At 64.0% G+C, this 17320-nt stretch carries 15 protein-coding genes; 5 read left to right on the top strand and 10 right to left on the bottom strand.

All coding sequences use genetic code 11. The annotated features are described in order from the left end of the window. Window positions 1–16: 16 nt before the first annotated feature. Window positions 17–1180: a hypothetical protein gene (locus tag TP2_RS16780; RefSeq protein ID WP_038079898.1), complete on the top strand. Its 1164-nt coding sequence runs from the start codon at window positions 17–19 to the stop codon at window positions 1178–1180. Window positions 1181–1306: 126 nt separating this feature from the next. On the opposite strand, the gene TP2_RS16775 is transcribed toward TP2_RS16780, so the two are convergent. From TP2_RS16775 to TP2_RS16765, 3 genes are all read right to left on the bottom strand, one after another. Further along, window positions 1307–1636 (bottom strand): DUF6280 family protein, encoded by a 330-nt coding sequence (locus tag TP2_RS16775; protein WP_038079895.1) that lies wholly within the window; start codon window positions 1634–1636, stop codon window positions 1307–1309. Window positions 1637–2050: 414 nt separating this feature from the next. Beyond that, complete coding sequence (gene ygfZ / locus TP2_RS16770; protein ID WP_038079893.1) at window positions 2051–2782, bottom strand: CAF17-like 4Fe-4S cluster assembly/insertion protein YgfZ; 732 nt, start codon at window positions 2780–2782, stop codon at window positions 2051–2053. Between the two features lie 51 nt (window positions 2783–2833). Then, window positions 2834–4534 carry an ABC transporter ATP-binding protein gene (locus TP2_RS16765; RefSeq protein WP_051692815.1) on the bottom strand — a complete coding sequence of 567 codons (1701 nt, stop codon included), beginning with the start codon at window positions 4532–4534 and terminating at the stop codon, window positions 2834–2836. Between the two features lie 191 nt (window positions 4535–4725). On the opposite strand from TP2_RS16765, the gene TP2_RS16760 reads away from it, so the two are divergent. Continuing rightward, window positions 4726–5937, top strand: a complete 1212-nt coding sequence (locus TP2_RS16760) for a pyridoxal-phosphate-dependent aminotransferase family protein (RefSeq protein WP_038079888.1) — start codon at window positions 4726–4728, stop codon at window positions 5935–5937. On the opposite strand, the gene TP2_RS16755 is transcribed toward TP2_RS16760, so the two are convergent. From TP2_RS16755 to TP2_RS16745, 3 genes are all read right to left on the bottom strand, one after another. Next, window positions 5928–6134 carry a hypothetical protein gene (locus TP2_RS16755; RefSeq protein WP_038079884.1) on the bottom strand — a complete coding sequence of 69 codons (207 nt, stop codon included), beginning with the start codon at window positions 6132–6134 and terminating at the stop codon, window positions 5928–5930. The genes TP2_RS16760 and TP2_RS16755 overlap by 10 nt on opposite strands. A 189-nt stretch (window positions 6135–6323) precedes the next feature. Next, a complete protein-coding gene (locus TP2_RS16750) occupies window positions 6324–6716 on the bottom strand; it encodes a DUF6858 family protein (RefSeq protein WP_038080028.1) in 393 nt (130 codons plus the stop codon). 63 nt (window positions 6717–6779) lie between these two features. Continuing rightward, window positions 6780–7898, bottom strand: a complete 1119-nt coding sequence (locus TP2_RS16745; protein ID WP_038079883.1) for a pyridoxal phosphate-dependent aminotransferase — start codon at window positions 7896–7898, stop codon at window positions 6780–6782. Between the two features lie 118 nt (window positions 7899–8016). Between TP2_RS16745 and TP2_RS16740 the strand changes: the two genes are divergently transcribed. Next, a complete protein-coding gene (locus tag TP2_RS16740) occupies window positions 8017–9312 on the top strand; it encodes an MFS transporter (protein WP_038079882.1) in 1296 nt (431 codons plus the stop codon). Window positions 9313–9512: 200 nt separating this feature from the next. Here TP2_RS16740 and TP2_RS16735 read toward each other — a convergent pair whose 3' ends face one another. Next, complete coding sequence (locus TP2_RS16735) at window positions 9513–12632, bottom strand: valine--tRNA ligase (RefSeq protein WP_038079881.1); 3120 nt, start codon at window positions 12630–12632, stop codon at window positions 9513–9515. A 438-nt stretch (window positions 12633–13070) separates the two neighbouring features. Beyond that, the gene (locus tag TP2_RS16730) at window positions 13071–13502 is read right to left on the bottom strand and encodes an Lrp/AsnC family transcriptional regulator (RefSeq protein WP_038079880.1); all 432 of its coding nucleotides are present in this window, start codon (window positions 13500–13502) and stop codon (window positions 13071–13073) included. Window positions 13503–13728: 226 nt separating this feature from the next. Here TP2_RS16730 and TP2_RS16725 point away from each other — a divergent pair, with 226 nt between their 5' ends. Together TP2_RS16725 and TP2_RS16720 are read left to right on the top strand one after the other, a co-directional pair. Further along, window positions 13729–14874 (top strand): type III PLP-dependent enzyme, encoded by a 1146-nt coding sequence (locus tag TP2_RS16725; RefSeq protein WP_038079877.1) that lies wholly within the window; start codon window positions 13729–13731, stop codon window positions 14872–14874. A gap of 109 nt (window positions 14875–14983) precedes the next feature. Next, window positions 14984–16171, top strand: coding sequence for a DUF2235 domain-containing protein (locus tag TP2_RS16720; RefSeq protein WP_084714430.1), 1188 nt, complete (start codon window positions 14984–14986; stop codon window positions 16169–16171). Here TP2_RS16720 and TP2_RS16715 read toward each other — a convergent pair. Beyond that, window positions 16073–16564: a PaaI family thioesterase gene (locus TP2_RS16715; protein WP_038079875.1), complete on the bottom strand. Its 492-nt coding sequence runs from the start codon at window positions 16562–16564 to the stop codon at window positions 16073–16075. The two genes, TP2_RS16720 and TP2_RS16715, sit on opposite strands and share 99 nt — an antisense overlap. A gap of 227 nt (window positions 16565–16791) precedes the next feature. Continuing rightward, window positions 16792–17320, bottom strand: a 529-nt coding sequence (locus TP2_RS18775) for a hypothetical protein (protein ID WP_169739554.1), incomplete at its 5' end; no start/stop codon positions are given.

Raw genomic sequence — 17320 nt, 5'->3', positions numbered from 1 at the left:
TCAGGATGGGCGCATCATGGCTGAAACCGGAACCCGACCTGAGATTGAAGATGTGCTGGCATCGATTCGGCGACTTGTGTCGCAGGACAGCCCGCGTCAGGCCGAAAGCTATCCGGCCCCGCGCCGGCCGCAGCCTCCCGAACCACTGGTTCTGACCCCGGCGCAGCTCGTCTCGGAAAACCCCGAGGCGGAGGAGGCGCCCGAGGTGTCTCTGGATACGCCCGAGGCCGAGGAAATCGCGGCGCCGGCATTGTCCGACGCCCGTCGTGCGCCGCAGAATTTCGAACCCGATTTCGACGATGCCGACGACGCTTGGCCCACCAAAGAGGATCTGGCGCAGGAATCCCTTGGCGAAGAGTTGGCGCGACTGGAAGACACGCTCGCCCATCTCGAGGCGGAGGTTTCGCGTGACGGGATCGACTATGAACCCGAGCAGGGCGACCGCTTCGAGCTGGTGGGTGTGCCTCCGCTGACCGATCTGCCCGAAGAATTCGATGCTGCGGCCCTTGGCGGGGCGGAAGATGCCCTGATCGAAGACGCCGCGATGGGCACGCCGGTCGACGACCTGTCTGACGCTGATGTGGCCTTCGCGCAGGCTCCGGATGCCGCTTCCGTGGAGTTGCCGCCCCTCATCCTGTCCTCGGACGCGGCGGAGACAGCGGCTGAGCTCGACGAGAACGCGCCGGAACCTGTCGAGTCTGAGGCGGGGGTCGACCCGGATCTGATGGATGCTGATTGGGCGCAGATGCCCGAGGAGCCGCAAGACGTCGCGTCGGTCGCGACCGAGGATGCAAGCACTCCGAGCCTGGAATGGGAGGATCGCTGGCCTCATGAAGCCGCCCCCCCGCGCCGCTTGCACCTGAGCGATGCCGAGGCCCGTGCGCCTGAACCCGAGCTACGCGCATCGAGCTACGAGGATTTGCGCGACTCGATGGCCGAGGATCAGGACGAACCCGATCTCGAGGCGCTCGAAGCGGAACTGGCCGAGATCGCGGATGAGCCGGAGGCCCCTCTGCATCCCGCAGCTATGTCGCTCGACGAGGGGCAGTTGCGCCAGCTCGTCTCCGCGATGCTGCGCGAAGAGTTGCAAGGCGCGCTTGGGTCCCGGATTACGCGCAACCTGCGCAAGCTGATCCGGCGCGAGGTGCAACGCGCCCTGATGAGCCGCGATCTCGACTGATTAGCACAGACGGGAAGGCCTCGCTTTGCCCATGGCGAAGAGGGGGGCAGATATTGAAAACGGCGCGACCCTCTCGGGACGCGCCGTTTTTCATACCGGACTCCGGATCTCTCCGGAGCCTCCGGCTCAGGCCGCTTCGGCCTCGTGCTCGTCCGCCGCAGCCAGACGACGCTCGCTCTCTTCGCGCGACAGCGCGACAGAGGTACGCACGCCCTTGGCGACGAATTCCATCAGACCTTTCACCACGCGCTCATTGGGATCGATCCCAGCGCAGGACAGCACTTCACGCCCGTCACGCGACCGCGCCCAACGCGCGATCTGTTCGGGGCCATTGCCGTATTTCTTGTCGTCAGCAATCGCATCGTCCAGAGCAGCCAGCACCACCGCGGCGAAGAGTTTGCGGGCCCGTTGACCCTGTTCATAGTTGAAGGCCGAGCCGTCAACGAAATCGCGCATTCTTCCGTCCTTTTTATTGCTCTTGCGTTTCCTGGCGTGGAGGCCATCTAGAGCGGTTCAGCCCCGATTCGATATGGCTCACAGCACATGGCAGGCATGCACTGAGCGCATATCACCCCCGCCATTCACTGCATATCTTTCAGCAGCCCCCGTCAAGTCTTGGGCAGATAGGCAGAAATCCCTGTTTTTCAAGGGGACCAGGCGCGCTGTTCGACACCGCCTCGAGGACGGGTTCCTTAACAACGTACTGAAAGTTATACAGAAATTATGGCGCTATCGCGGCTTGCGAAATTTATGCGGCGAAGCGCGCACGGACGGGGGCAAAACCGTTTCCTTGCAAACACGCATTGGAAACATCCGTTTTCCAGCCTCTTGCACTTTCCGAAATTCTTATTCGTGCCCTGGCGACAGCGGTCATAAATAAGTGATCTCTGCCTCGCCCGCTTGCAACGCGCCCTCGGCACGGTCGAGGCGCAGATAGGCGATCGCGTGCTCGCCTGCCCGGGTGAAGAGCTGACCTACGCGACGCCCATCGGCCATGATCTCCGCGCCGCGCTCCGCAGGGCCGGACACACCCACCGTAACGAAGCCTTTTCGCAGCTCGGTCTTGTGCTTCATCCGCGCCGTGACTTCTTGCCCGACATAGCATCCCTTGCGGAAGTCGACGCCGTTCAGCCGCTCGAACCCGGCTTCGAGGATATAGGTGTCGGGGGTCAGCTCGATCCCGGTTTCGGGGATGCAATGCGCGACGCGGATCGCATCCCAGTCGCTGCCGTCATCGCCCGCGCGTTCGCCATACAGCCGCCAGCCGAGATCGGGGTGACGCGGATCGGCCAGGGCGCCTTCGGGTGCGGGGCCCGTGCCACGATAGACCTTGAGCGTCGAAGGCGCGATCTGCACATCGGCGCGCAGTTTGTACATCGACAGGCGCTTGATCGTGGAATCCGCGATGCTCTCATCGAGGTCGATCACGATCGCATCGCCCCGCGCGAGCAGGAAGAAATCGGCCAGATACTTGCCCTGCGGCGTCAGCAGCGCGGCATAGACGAGCCCGTCCTTCAGCTTGCGGGTATCGTTGCTGATCAGCCCCTGCAGGAAGTGCTCCCGGTCGCTGCCGGTGATCTCGTAGAGGATGCGCTCGCCCATGAGAAACTCCTTTCTCGCCCCATGTAGGGCGTGCAGGCGCGAATGTCAGCCTCAGTCGAGAAGCTGCATCCGGCACAGCCCGGCGTAAACGCCATCCTTGGCGACCAGATCGTCATGCGTGCCTTGCTCGACGACCTGACCTTCGACCACGACGACGATCTTGTCGGCGTTGCGCACGGTCGAAAGGCGGTGTGCGATGACCAGCGTCGTGCGGCCTTGGCTGAGCTCGGCCAGAGCCTCGGCCACTTTCGCCTCCGAGACGGTGTCGAGCGCGGAGGTGGCCTCGTCTAGCAAGAGGATCGGAGCATTGCGCAGCACCGCGCGGGCGATGGCGACGCGCTGTCGCTGGCCGCCCGAGAGCGCCGAACCGCGCGGGCCCGAGGCGGTCTCGATCCCGTCGCTCATCAGATCGGTGAATTCGGTCACATGCGCGGCTTCGAGCGCCTCGCGCAGGGCCTCGGCGGCGACATCGCCGCGTCCGAGCAGGACGTTTTCGCGGATCGTCTCGTCGAAGAGCGCGGCATCTTGCGAAACGGTCGAGAACTGGCGGCGCAGTTGCACGAGATCGAGGTCGGCGAGCGGCGTGCCCCCCAGAGTGACGCGGCCGCTATCGGGATCGACCATCCGGGTCAGAAGGTTGAAAACGGTGGTCTTGCCAGCACCCGAAGGGCCGACAAGCGCGGTGGTCTGGCCCGGCTCGGCAGTGAAACTCAGCCCGCGCAGCACTTCCTTGTCGCCGTAGCGCAGGTGAACGTCTGCCAGTTCGATCCGGGTCGAGGCCGGCACCGGCGCGGGCTTCGCGGGCGAGGTGATCGTGGGCTGCGTGTCGAACAGCCGATAGAGCCGCTCGAGGCTCGCCGCCGCCGTCTGCCAGGAGCCTGCCGTGTTGGCGAGGCGGCGCACCGGCTGGAAGGTCAGCGCCATCGCGGTGAAGAAGGACATGAAATCGCCGACCGAGCGTTCGCCTGCCATGATCTGCTGCCCGCCCAGCACCAGAACGACGAAAAAGCCCAACCCGGTGATGATGTCGATCATCGCGGGCACGAGGCCGGAGATGATCGTTGTCTTGATCTGCGCATTGCGCACTTCGTCAACGAGCCTCTCGAACCGGCCCGCCTGATAGTCCTCGATCCCATTGAGTTTGACGGCCGCGATGCCGTGGAAAACCTCGTCGAGCCGGGTCGCACGATCCGAGGAATGCTCGCGCATCTTGCGCGTCTTGCGTCGGATATAGCGCTGCGCCATCGCGATCGGCAGGACCAGAAGCGGCGCGCCGATCAGCGCGCCAAGGGTCCAGACCGGGTCGATCGAGACCGCCACGGCGAAAAGCGAAACGAGCGCCATCAGGTCACGGCCCGTCCCGGTGATGAAGATCTTCCAGACGTTCTGCACCGCCGCCGTATCGCCCTGCACCCGTTCGATCAGCGCTCCGGGCGGGTTTTTCTGGTAGAAATGCTGGTCGAGCCGCAGCATGTGCCGAAACAGATCCACCTGCATGTCGCTCGACGTGCGCAGCGCGACATTGGTCATCACCGCGCGCGAGCCGACCGACGTGACCGCGCGGATCACGAAGAGCATGAAGATACCGAGCCCGACCCACCAGATCAGGTCGCTCTCACCTTGCACGAAGACCTTGTCGAAGAGCGGCTTGAGCATCCAGCTCAGCGCGCCCAGCGTCGAGCCTTCGATGACCAGCAGCACGGCGGCCACGATCACCCAGGGCCAATGCATGCGCAAATAGTCGCGCCACATCCGGCCGAAAAGGCGTTTCGAGCTGTAGGGATCGGAGGGTTTGGCCACTGGGAACCGTCATATTGGGCGCGTTTGGCGCGGATTGCTGTGTGGATTACCGCGAGAGGGGGGCGGCGCGCAAGCTCGGGTGCGATTGACGCCGCGCTGCAGCGGCATTACCGATGGTCCGTTCTGCGTGATGGAGAAGACAGATGAGCCTCGCCCAGGGTCGCCCCTACCTCGCCATTCCTGGCCCCTCGACCATGCCCGATCGCGTGCTTGCCGCGATGCACAAGCCCGCGCCCAATATCTACGAGGGCGAGATCGAGGAAATCGCCGCGCGTGTTGCGGCAAACCTGCGCCGAGTGGCGATGTCGTCCTCCCATGTCGCGATCTATATCGCCAATGGGCACGGCGCCTGGGAGGCCTCGATTGCGAATGTCTTCTCGCGCGGCGACAAGGTTCTCAGCCTCGTGACCGGCCGTTTCGGCAATATCTGGGCGCTGAATGCCGCCGCGATGGGTGTCGAGGTGGAGCGGCTGGAGTTTGGCCTGAAATCCCCCGCCGATCCGGCCCGCGTCGAAGAGACCCTGCGGGCTGACAAAGGCCACGAGATCAAAGCGGTGCTGCTGACCCATGTCGACACCGCGACCTCTGTGCGCAACGATGTGGCCGGGATCCGCGCAGCGATCGATGCGGCAGGCCACCCGGCGCTTCTGATGGTCGATTGCATTGCTTCGCTCGGCTGCGACGAGTTCCGCATGGATGACTGGGGCGTCGACGTGATGGTTGCCGCCAGCCAGAAGGGGTTGATGGTGCCCCCGGGGCTCGGCTTCGTCTGGTTTTCCGACAAGGCGCTCGAGGCCAGCCGCAGCTCGAACATGGTCACGCCTTACTGGAACTGGCACCCGCGGGCCTTCCCGGAATTCGTCTATCAGTATTTTGGAGGCACCTCGCCGACCCATCACCTCTTCGGGCTTGATGAGTCGCTCAAGATGATCCTCGACGAGGAAGGTCTGCCCCATATCTGGAACCGTCATGCGGCGCTGGCCCGCGCGGTCTGGGCGGCTTTCGAAACCTGGGGGCAGGGCGGTGATCTGGCGCTCAATATCGCAGAGCCCGAGTTTCGCGCCCATTCGGTGACCGCGGCACGGATCGGCGGCGGCGGCGCGGAACGGCTGCGCAAATGGCTGGAGACCGAGGCAGGTGTGACGCTCGGGATCGGGCTTGGCATGGCTGAACCCGGTACGCCCGAGGCCGACGATTTCCTGCGCGTTGCCCATATGGGCCATGTGAACGCCCATATGACGCTCGGTGCTCTCGCCACCATGGAGGCCGGAATGCAGGCGCTGAATATCCCGCATGGGCGCGGCGGGATCGCCGCCGCCGCGGGTGAGATCGCGAAAGGGGTGGCTCAGGCCTGACCGTGGCGTTCCAGCCAGTCGGTCAGCCAGCCCACTTCCTCGGCCTCGTCGGTTCCGACCTGTGCGATCTCCTCGTCGGGGATCGACAGGCGGGTTTCGCGCCCGATCTGGGTGCTGCCGGCATAAGCACCAAAGGCCAGTGCAAAGGCCAGCGGGCTCAACATCGCGATATGGCGGTTACGGGTCTTGCGGCTCATGGTTTCTGCTCCTGATCGTTGGGCAGAAGATGGGCTCACATGTGAGTCGGGGCAACTCACCTCAAGGCGAGAAAGGACCGCGCCGGCCCTTTCCCGCTGATCGCTTGGGCGGATTTGTGCCCTCGTCGCGCGGAGCTGTAGGAAGGCGGGGCTTGAAAACCCGTTTCCACATCCCCAACGACGTGAGGCTCAGGCCTTGTCGGCCAGCGCCTTGCACCAGGCTTCCATTTCCTTCGTGGCCACTTCCATCGGCGGCTCGAGGAAGGTCAGGTGGAAGCTGTCGCCCAGATCGGCCACGCCGATCGCGCGCGGACGCACCGCCAGCACATGCGGGTTGGGCAGCGCGACGCCGAAGCAGAACACGATATTTTTCGCGTCCGAGATGTTTTCGGCCACGGTGCCGTCGATCGACTTGGTGTGGCTGAAATGGTCGAAGGTGGCGATATAGGCGACCTTCGGGTGGGCGTCGATATTGGCCTTCAGCTTGGCGATGATTTCGTCAACGCTCGCGCAAGAGGTCTCAGTCTTCGGCAGAGTCATATCGAAGACCGGGTATTTTTCCATCAGCAGCGACTGTTTCATCTCGTAATCCTTCATCTGGGAGGCATGTTTCAATCTCCCGGATGCCCGGAAACGGTGCGCCGATCAACGCGACAGCTTGGCGCGGGCAGCGGCGAGGGCATCGGGGAGCGCGGCGGCGAAAGCGTCAAGCTCGGCGTCGGGGCCGACCGAGACCCGGATGCAGCGATCTTGCGGCGCGACGAAGGGCATGCGCACGAAAATGCCCCGCGCGCCCAGTTCCGCCAGCACCGCGCGGGCGAATTCGCCATCCTGCCCGCTGTCGATCGCAACGAAATTCGTGGCCGAGGGCAGGGCGCTGAGCCCGTTCTCTTGCGCAATCGTCGTGATCCGGTCGCGCGCCCCCGCGACGAGCAGCCGCATATAGGCCTGCCACGTCTTGTCCTGAAGCGCGGCGAGCGCGCCTTCCTGCGAGATCCGGCACATGCCGAAATGATTGCGGATCTTGTCGAAGGCGGCGATCAGTCCGGGGGCTGCCAAGGCATAGCCCACCCGCGCGCCCGCCATCCCATGCGCCTTCGAGAAGGTCCGCATCCGGATCACGCGCGGATCATCGGCGGCGATGCGCGCCTCGGTGCCCTCGGGGGCGAATTCCACATAAGCCTCGTCGAGCACCATCAGTGTGCCTTCGGGAACCGCCTCGATCATCGCCTCGATCGCCTCGCGCGGATGATGCGTGCCCATCGGATTGTCGGGGTTGGCGATATAGACGAGCTTCGCCTGCGTCTCGGCAGCCGTCGCGATCAGCGATTGCGGGTCTTCGCGGTCCGCCACATAAGGCACCTTGTGCAACACGCCGCCAAAGCCCGCGACATGGTAGTTGAAGGTCGGATAGGCGCCGTCCGAGGTCACCACCGCATCGCCCGGCTCGATCACCAGACGGCAGAGATACCCCAGCAGCCCGTCGATCCCTTCGCCCACCAGCACATTCTCAACCGCAACACCGTGATGCTCGGCAATTGCGGCGCGCAGCTCGAAACTGGTCGAGTCGCCGTATTTCCAGACCTCGCCCGCTGCGGCCGCCATCGCCGCGATCGCGCGCGGGGAGGGGCCGAAGCCGTTTTCATTGGCGCCCAGCCGCGCCGCGAAAGGGCGGCCGGCACGGCGCTCCTGTTCCTCGGGCCCGACGAAGGGCACGGTGGCGGGAAGGCTCTCGATCAGTTTGGTGTAACGCGGTCCGGTCATGGCAACAGGCGTAAGCGCAAAGCCGGGATGCGGCAAGGGGCCGCGTGGAACCGCGTGCTGGGCGAGACACTTAATTCCCCGTAACCTGTCATCTGACAAAGACCCGGAGAGCCAGCCGATGAGCGCCAGCGACACCTCCCTCGCGACCAACCTGTTCCAGACCCTGACCGGGGCGGACGGGGGCAAACCCAAAGAACTGAGCGAGGAAGCTGCCAGTCACGAGCCCGCCAATTTCCTGCGCCATGTCGCTTCGCTGACGATGACCAAGCTTGCCGATGGGCTGATTGACCCGAAACTCGTGCTGAGCTGGCTGATGCAGGCGGTGGGCGCACCAGCGGCGCTGGTCAGCTGGCTCGTGCCGGTGCGCGAAGCGGGCTCGCTCCTGCCGCAACTTTTCTCCGCGCCGCATATCCGCAAGATGCCCGAGCGCAAATGGGCCTGGGCGGCGGGCAGTCTGTTCCAGGGACTTGCGGCGGCGGCCATCGTCATTGCAGCCCTTACCTTGCAGGGGATGGCGGCGGGGCTTGCGATCCTCGCGGCGCTGGCCGTGCTCGCGGTGGCGCGCTCGGTGTCATCGGTGAGCTACAAGGACGTGCTGGGCAAGACGGTGGACCGCACCCGGCGCGGCACTTCCACGGGGATCGCGACGACCGTTTCGGCGGCAGGCGTGATTCTGTTCGCGCTGATCCTGATGAGCGGGTCGATCGAACGGATGAGCCTCGTGATCGGGGCGATTTCTCTGGCCGCCGTGCTTTGGGTCGTGGCAGCGGTGACCTTCTCGACCCTGCGCGAGGAAGATCAGCCCGGCGAGGCGCAGGACAGCATCGGTCTGCGCGAGCTGCGCCTGCTCTGGGAGGATCGCGATCTGGGCAAGTTCGTCATCGCGCGCACGCTGCTGCTGCCGACCGCTCTGGCCCCGCCCTATATCGTGCTGCTTGCGGCGCAGGCGGGCGATAACCGGTTTGGAGCTCTGGGTGCGATGGTGCTGGCTTCGGCGCTGGCCTCGCTGGTGAGTTCGTACATCTGGGGGCGGCTCGCGGACCGGTCCTCGCGCAAGGTGCTGATCTTCACCGGGCTTGTCGCGGCGGCATTTCTGGTGCTGGCCGTGATGCTGGGCTGGTTCGGGTTGATGGGCACGATCTGGGCCTCGCCGCTGGCGCTGTTCGGGCTGATGATCGGCTATCAGGGCGTGCGGCTGGGGCGCTCGACCTATCTCGTGGATATGGCGCCCAAGGACAATCGCGCAGCCTATACGGCGGTGTCGAATACGACAGTGGGCGTGATGCTGCTGGCCTTCGGTGCGGCCAGTTCGGCGCTTGCGTTGGCGGGGCCAGCGATCGTGCTCGCGGTTTACGCGGGGATTTGCGTTGTGGCCTCGGGCGTGGCTTTCACGATGAAGGAAGCGTCGGAGTAAGGTCTCCGATCAGCTCATGGCGCGGGGCGACCAGCCCCGGGCCGCGCCCGACCCTCCCCCCGGGAGGGCGCATTGGCGATGTCGGCGAGCGCACGGGTGACTCGCTGGCTTTCGAGATAAAGCGATGACCACATATGTCCTGAAGCGCCCACCCAAGGGTCGGGCGCGGCCCTAAGCACTGTTCGGGCCGCGCCGGATCTTCAGCCCAGCTCGGCCAGACGCGCCACGGCCTGACGGACCTTCTCTGCCTCTTCCTCGGCGCGGGCGAGGTTGTCGCGGGTTTCCTCGACCACCTCGGGATCGGCATTGGCGATGAATTTGGGATTGTTCAGACGACCCTTCATGCCGCCGATATCCTTCTCCATCTTGCCCAGAGCCTTCTCCAGACGCGCCTTTTCCTTGCCGATGTCGATCACCCCTTCGAGCGGCAGCCCGAACAGCGCGCCCTGCGCCGGGATCGAGATCGCCCCTTTCGGGATCGGCGCCTCGGTGATGCTGTCGACGCGCGCGATGCGGAAGATCAGCGCCTCGTTATTGGCGAGCGCCGCGCGGGCCGCGTCATCGGCCTCGGCCAGAACCATCGGCAGTTTCAGACCCACCGGCACGCCCATCTGCGTGCGCGACGAGCGGATCGCCTCGATCAGCTCGATCACCCAGTTCATCTCGCGATCGGCGGCCTCATCCACCAGATCGGCCGCCGCGTAGCTCGGCCAATCGGCATGGATGAGCATCTTCGCGCGGTCGCCCTGCGGCGCGGTCAGCTCCCACAGCTCTTCGGTGATGAAGGGCATGATCGGGTGCAAGAGCGTGTAGCACTGATCGAGCACCCAACGCATCGTGGCCCGCGTTTCCTCCGCATGCTCGCCATCGAACAGCGGTTTCGCGAATTCCACATACCAGTCGCAGACCTTGCCCCAGACGAAGCCGTAAAGCCCGAGTGCTGCGTCGTTGAAGCGGTAGGCGGCGAAGGCCTCGTCCACCAGTTCGCGGACTTTCGCGGTCTCGCCGATGATCCAGCGGTTCACGGTATGGCTGGGCTGCGGGATCTCGGTCACGACGGGGCCTTCGAAGACGCCGTTCATCTCGGCAAAGCGCGTGGCGTTCCAGATCTTCGTGCCGAAGTTGCGGTAGCCCTTGATGCGCTCCTCGGACAGTTTCAGCACGCCGCCAAGCGCCGCCATCGCCGCATTGGTGAAGCGCAGCGCATCCGCGCCGTATTCGTCGATGATCGTCAGCGGGTCGATCACGTTGCCCGCGGTCTTCGACATCTTCTTGCCCTTCTCGTCACGCACGAGCTGATGCAGGTAGACGGTGTGGAAGGGCACCTGATCCATCACCGCGAGCTGCATCATCATCATCCGCGCGACCCAGAAGAACAGGATGTCGAACCCGGTCACGAGCACATCGGTCGGGAAATACTTGCGCATCTCCTCGGTATCCTCGGGCCAGCCGAGCGTGCCGATCGGCCAGAGGCCCGAGCTGAACCACGTGTCGAGCACATCCGCATCGCGCCAGACCGGGTAGATCAGCTTGGTCGGGTCCTGGTCGATCTCGTATTGCGCGAGGCTTGCCGCAAGCACTTCGATCGCCTTGTGGCGGTCTTCCACCTCGACGATCCGCGCCGCATTCAGCGGCGTCGGCAGGCCCGCATTCGCGCCCTTAAAATAGCCCACGACGCCCTCGAAATCGGGTGCGCAGTGATAGCGGTCGTCAAGATGCACCATCTTCGTCTCGACGAGCAGCCGGCCCATCTCGACAAGGTCGATCGCGCCGTCATTCTCGTCGTCGCGGTAATCCGACGCCTCGAGGTCCAGACCATACCAGACCGGGATCTGGTGGCCCCACCAGAGCTGGCGCGAGATGCACCACGGTTCGATATTCTCAAGCCAGTGGTAATAGGTCTTCTCGCCGGCCTCGGGCATGATGACGGTATCGCCATTGCGCACCGCGTCGAGCGCCTTGCCCACGATCTTCTCGGCATCGACGAACCACTGGTCGGTCAGCATCGGCTCGATCACCACCTTCGAGCGGTCGCCGAAGGGCTGCATGATCGGCTTGTCCTCGACGTAAGGCACGAGCGTTTCGGTCTCGTTGCCGTCTTCGTCGGTGACGGTTTTCGTAATCATCACCGCCAGACCTTCCTCGGTGATCTGGTCGATGACAGCTTTGCGCGCCTCGAACCGGTCGAGCCCGCGCAGTTCCTCGGGCACGAGGTTGAGCGCGTCGATCTCGGCCTCGGTGAACTCGGCGCCTTTCGAGATCTCCATCGCACGCGTTGCGCAGTCCTCATAGGACAGCCCGTCGGCGCGCATCGCGCCCTTGGTGTCCATCAGGCGATACATCGGGATGCCGTTGCGTTTGGCGACCATGTAGTCGTTGAAGTCATGCGCGCCGGTGATCTTCACCGCGCCCGAGCCGAACGTCGGGTCGGGATACATGTCGGTGATGATCGGGATCAGGCGGCGATGCTCTTTCGGCCCCACCGGGATTTCGCAGAGCTTGCCCACGATCGGCGCGTAACGCGCGTCGGACGGATGCACCGCCACCGCGCCATCGCCGAGCATCGTCTCGGGGCGGGTGGTGGCGATCGAGATGTAATCGCGCTCCTCCTCGAGGATCACGTTCCCGTCCTCGTCCTTCTCGACATAGGTGTAGGTCTCGCCCCCGGCCAGCGGGTATTTGAAGTGCCACATGTGGCCGGCGACCTCGATATTCTCCACCTCGAGGTCGGAAATCGCGGTCTCGAAATGGGGGTCCCAGTTCACCAGTCGCTTGCCGCGATAGATCAGACCCTTTTCGTACATGTCCACGAAGACCTTGATCACCGCGTCATGGAAATTGCCCTCGTTGCCTTCCGGCGCACCGGGCGCACCCGACATGGTGAAGGCGTTGCGCGACCAGTCGCAGCTCGAGCCCAGACGCTTAAGCTGGTTGATGATGGTCGAGCCGTATTGCCCTTTCCATTCCCAGACCTTCTCAAGGAATTTCTCGCGGCCCAGCTCGGTGCGCTTGGGCTGACCGGTCTTGGCCAGTTCCTTTTCCACCATGAGCTGGGTCGCGATGCCCGCATGGTCCTGACCCGGCTGCCAGAGCGTGTCGAACCCGCGCATCCGGTGCCAGCGCACGAGGATATCCTGCACGGTGTTGTTGAAGGCGTGGCCCACATGCAGCGCGCCCGTGACGTTCGGCGGCGGGATCATCACGCAGAAGGTCTCATCGCGCGAGGCATTGGCCCCGGCTTTGAAGGCTCCGCTCTCTTCCCATTTCGCGTAGATCCGCGGCTCGGCGCTCGCGGCATCGAAAGTCTTGTCCATCGTCATGTCAGGTATCCTTGGCTCGGCTTGAGCGCTGTTTAGCCCGCCGCGTGCGCGAGGAAAACCCTTCGCGAAATTGCGGGTCAGGCAAGGGGCGCTGCCCTCTCTGGCCTTCCGGCCATACACCCCGGGATATTGGACGCGGTTGAGGGGGGGAATTCGTAAAGCAGAATCGGGCGAAATCACCCTCGCGGGTACAGGCGGGACGCCGATGACCGCGTAGCTGAAAGCGCCTGGCCGGCCTCGATCCGGAGCTGCGAACCGGGCGTCTTGTCCTCCAACTGCATGAAATATCCCGGGGGAGCCTCCGCAGGAGGCGGGGACAGCGCCCCCTTTCTCCTGTCAATTGTCGCCGCCCGGCGACGGGGCAGCGCCCCCTCTTTTCCCGACACACCCCACAAGGGAGGCGCTCCGTCTTCTCTCCCTTTGCCCGCATGTGCGGCCTCACACCGCGCGGTCGAGCTTCGTGGTGAGGTGAATGAAGCTTTCCGAATTCTGGACGCCGGGGATCTCTCCAATCACGTCCAGTACGGCATCGAGTTGCTGCGTCGAATTTGCCGCGATCTGGAGCAGGAGGTCCACGCGGCCCGAGGTGGTAACGATGCGCTCGATCTCGGGCAGACTGCGCAGCTTCTGCAGGATCGCGGGTTGAACGCGCAGGTCGATCTCGAGAAGAGCGGTGGCACGCAGCCGTCCGGCCTTGGCCGCCTCCCCGAGTTTTACCGTGTAGCCCGCGATCACGCCGCCGGTCTCCAGCCGCTCGAGCCGCGCCTGCACCGTCGAGCGCGCGATCCGCAGACGCCGGGCCATGGTCGCGAGTGACATCCGTGCATCGCCCGAGAGCAGCCCGAGGATCTTCTGATCAAGTTCGTCCATGCCGTACCTTATAAATTGACCGGTAATTTCGTCATTATAACGATAATTCGCATCATTTTTGTACTTTCGTCTGGTGAAAATGTGCCCCATATCGCGGAACATCGAAAGACAGGAAAAGGGCGGCTCATACGTACCTTGCCTGCGGACTGGTTGAAACGCGTAAGCGCTCTCCCAACCCGCGAAAGGGGCAAGAGGTGGCTGCACTCATCGGCGAAGGAGAAAGCCTGTGGGACTGTCGAAAACGATCTGGGCGAACCCCGTTGAAGTCATCCGTGCCAAGCAGCCCGTTCATCCGGTGCTGGTCTTCGCGCCGACCGTGCTTCAAGCCACGGCGCGCCGCTTTCTGCGCGGTTTTCCGGGCCTCGTGACCTATGCGGTCAAATCGAACCCTGACGAGATGGTGATCGAGAACCTCGTCGCCGCCGGTATTCGCGGCTTCGACGTGGCCTCGCCTGCCGAGATCGCGATGATCCGAAAGATCGCTCCCGCAGCGGCGCTGCATTACCACAATCCGGTGCGCGGACGTGACGAGATCGCTTTCGCCGTGGCGCAGGGTGTGAAGACCTGGTCAGTCGATTCGATCTCGGAGCTCGACAAGCTGATCGAGATGGTGCCTGCCGAAGGCTGCGAAATCTCGGTGCGCTTCAAACTCCCCGTTTCCGGCGCGGCCTACAATTTCGGGGCCAAGTTCGGCGCGACGGCCGAGTTGGCCTCGGTGCTGCTCTCGCGGGCGGCGGCGGCGGGCTTCATCCCCTCGCTGACCTTCCATCCGGGCACGCAATGCACCGATCCGATGGCTTGGGACGCTTATATTCGCGCTGCGGCCGAGATCGCGCGCAATGCGGGCGTCGAGATCGCGCGGCTCAATGTCGGGGGCGGCTTCCCGAACCATCGCATGCAGGGGCCGGCGCCCGTGCTCGAGGAGATCTTCGCGCTGATCGACCGCGTCGCGGGTGAGGCGTTTGGCGACGCGCGCCCTGCGCTGGTCTGCGAGCCGGGCCGTGGCCTCGTCGGTGACGCCTTCGTGCATGTCACCCGGATCAAGGCGCTGCGCGACGACGCGCATGTGTTTTTGAACGATGGTGTCTATGGCGGTCTCGCCGAGCTGCCGCTGATCGGCAATATCGACCGTGTCGCGACGATCTCCCCCGAAGGCGAGATCCGCTCGGAGGCGGGGCAGCCGCGCATCGTCTTCGGGCCGACCTGCGACTCGGTCGACCGGCTGCCGGGCGAGTTGAGCCTGCCGATGGACATGGCGGAGGGCGATTTCCTGGTCTTTCGCGGCATGGGCGCTTATTCGAGCGCGACCAACACCCGCTTCAACGGCTTCGGCCAGCTTGAAGTGGTGACCGCGCTCAGCCTCGCAATCTGAGCCGGGACCCGCGCGCCGCGATGAAGGGCGCGCGGGTCCCGGATGCAAATAACCGAAACTTATTCTACACTCGGCAAGATAAGGTCTGCTTATCCGAGGAGGTCGGCCGATGCGCGGGTTGTTCGAGCGTCTGATCTCGACATTCCGTCGCCGCAGCCCCGAGCGGGCCGAGGCGCGGCAGGTGGCGCATGGGCGCGGGCCGCTCGATCATGTGGTGCTGCTCGACGGCACGATGGGATCGCTGCGCGCCGACCGGCTGACCTCGATCGGGCTGATCTATCGGTTCCTGCGCCGTGCGGCACCCAAGGTCTCGGTCTATTACGGGCGCGGTCTGCAATGGCGTGAGTGGCACGATGTCTCGGATGTCTGGTTCGGCTTTGGTGTGAACAAGCAGATCGAGCGCGCCTATGGCTGGCTCGCGATGCGCTATCGACCTGGCGACCGGGTCTTCCTGATCGGTTATTCGCGCGGCGCTTTCGCCGCGCGCTCGCTCGCGGGGATGATCGAGCGGGTGGGGCTGTTGCGGCCCGAACACGCGATCGAGCGCAACACGCGGCTCGCCTGGCGCCATTACGAAGGCGAGACGCCCGCACCGATCATGACGGGGTTCCGACACAGCCTGTGTCACGAGCGCGTGCCGATCGAGATGGTGGGCGTATTTGATACCGTGCAGGCTTTGGGCGTGCGTCTGCCATTTTTCTGGCTGGTGCGCGAGGCGCAGGTGCGCTTTCACGACCATCAACTCGGGCAAAGCGTGAATCACGGCTACCAGGCGCTGGCGCTTGACGAGACGCGTTCGGTTCTCGAACCGATGGTCTGGGACAGCGAGGGCACGGGGGCTACGCGGATCGAGCAGTGCTGGTTTCGCGGGGCGCATGGCGATATCGGCGGACAGCTCGGTCATTTCGGGGATGCGCGGCCCTTGGCGAATATCCCGCTGGTGTGGATGCTGGAGAAGGCCGAGACGCTCGGGCTTGCCTTGCCGCCGGGGTGGCAACAGGAGTTTCCGCGCGATCCGGGCGCGCCCTCGGTCGGGACATGGGGCGGTTGGGCCAAGCTGTTCTGGCTGCGCGCGCCGCGCGTGGTGGGGCGCGATCCGAGCGAAGGGCTGCATGACAGCGTCACGCTGCCCGAACGCTCCCGGGCGCTGTTTCGGCCGCGCATCCTGCGCCCCGAGATCCGGCGTCTTGCGCGCGACTCAGAGCTCGGGCGTCATGACGAAACAGGTGGCGGTGCCGGTGGCGTAAAGACGCCCATCCTCGGCGCCCCGGATCTCACCCCGCGCGACGCCGGTTGAACGCCCGATATGGTCGAGCTGGCCCACGCCGATCACCTCGGTGCCGGGCTTGATCGCGCGGATCAGGTTGACCTTGAATTCGAGCGTGGTCTGGGTCTGTCCCTTTTTCAGCCCGGTGATCACCGCGCAGGTCATCACCGTGTCGAGCATCATCGCATACCAGCCGCCATGAATGCCGCCATAGCCATTGGTCTGCGGATGGCCGGGCGTGCCGCGACAGGTGACGCGACCTTCCTCGACTTCGGAGATGCGGTAGGCCATCAGCTTCTGAACGGTGGGGGAGGGAACCTCGCCCGACACCATCTTGCGGATGTAGTCGAGCCCCGACATCGAAAGCACCTCCTCGAGCGGGGGGAAATCTTCCGGGCCTTCGGCGAAATATTGATCGGGCATATGGGGTCCTTTCCGTATCGGGCCTTAAGCTATCGTGGTGGGCCGGAAAGGGAAGGGGGGTGAGAAGAAGGGCGGCTTTGAGGCCTAACTGACCATGTTGTTTTTGAGAGACTTCACACTTGCAGCGCGGAGGCGTCCGTCGCATCCGACCCTTACCGGGCATTTTCTGGACACTTATCGAACAGCAGCTCGAACGTTGGGGTTTGATCTGCAAGGCTTCGCGAAGTTCATTCGGACGTCACGTCCGCACTAAGTGGCCCAACGTGTTCCGCATACCATTTCATCGCGGAAGAACACGCCCCATTTACCGACCCAATTGATCCTTCAAGATTGGAGGGAAAGTACCTCCGCGAAGTATAGTACACATCAACCTGACAATGCAGATTGCTACCCAAAGCCGCTGCTCCGTAGAGAAAGCTCAAGGTGAATGGTTCGTCAAGATCGCCGGACGTTGCCCACTGAGTGTGGCGAGGCACAAAACTTGAATACTCAATTTCAAGAAATTGGCTCTCACCTGGTTCCAGTTGGATAGGTGAAATGGTAAACCCTACTTTCGCCTGATGCGTGCCGCCCCCTTGCACCAAGTTTAGACTCAGATCAAAATCGCTGATACTTGTCGGCAGGTTGCCGGTATTAGAAATAAAAAACGAAAACCTTTCGTTTTCAAATCGGTTGATTTGCACTTCTACCTTTGGGGTTGCTGGAGCGGCGACCTGACTGAAGTAAAGAGCTACAAGATCGCGTCCCAAGAAGTGG

Source organism: Thioclava pacifica DSM 10166 (genome assembly GCF_000714535.1).
GTDB classification, from domain to species: Bacteria; Pseudomonadota; Alphaproteobacteria; order Rhodobacterales; family Rhodobacteraceae; genus Thioclava; species Thioclava pacifica.
The sequence above is the reverse complement of the archived record's forward strand: the minus strand, read 5'-3'. Positions and strand labels throughout refer to the sequence as shown.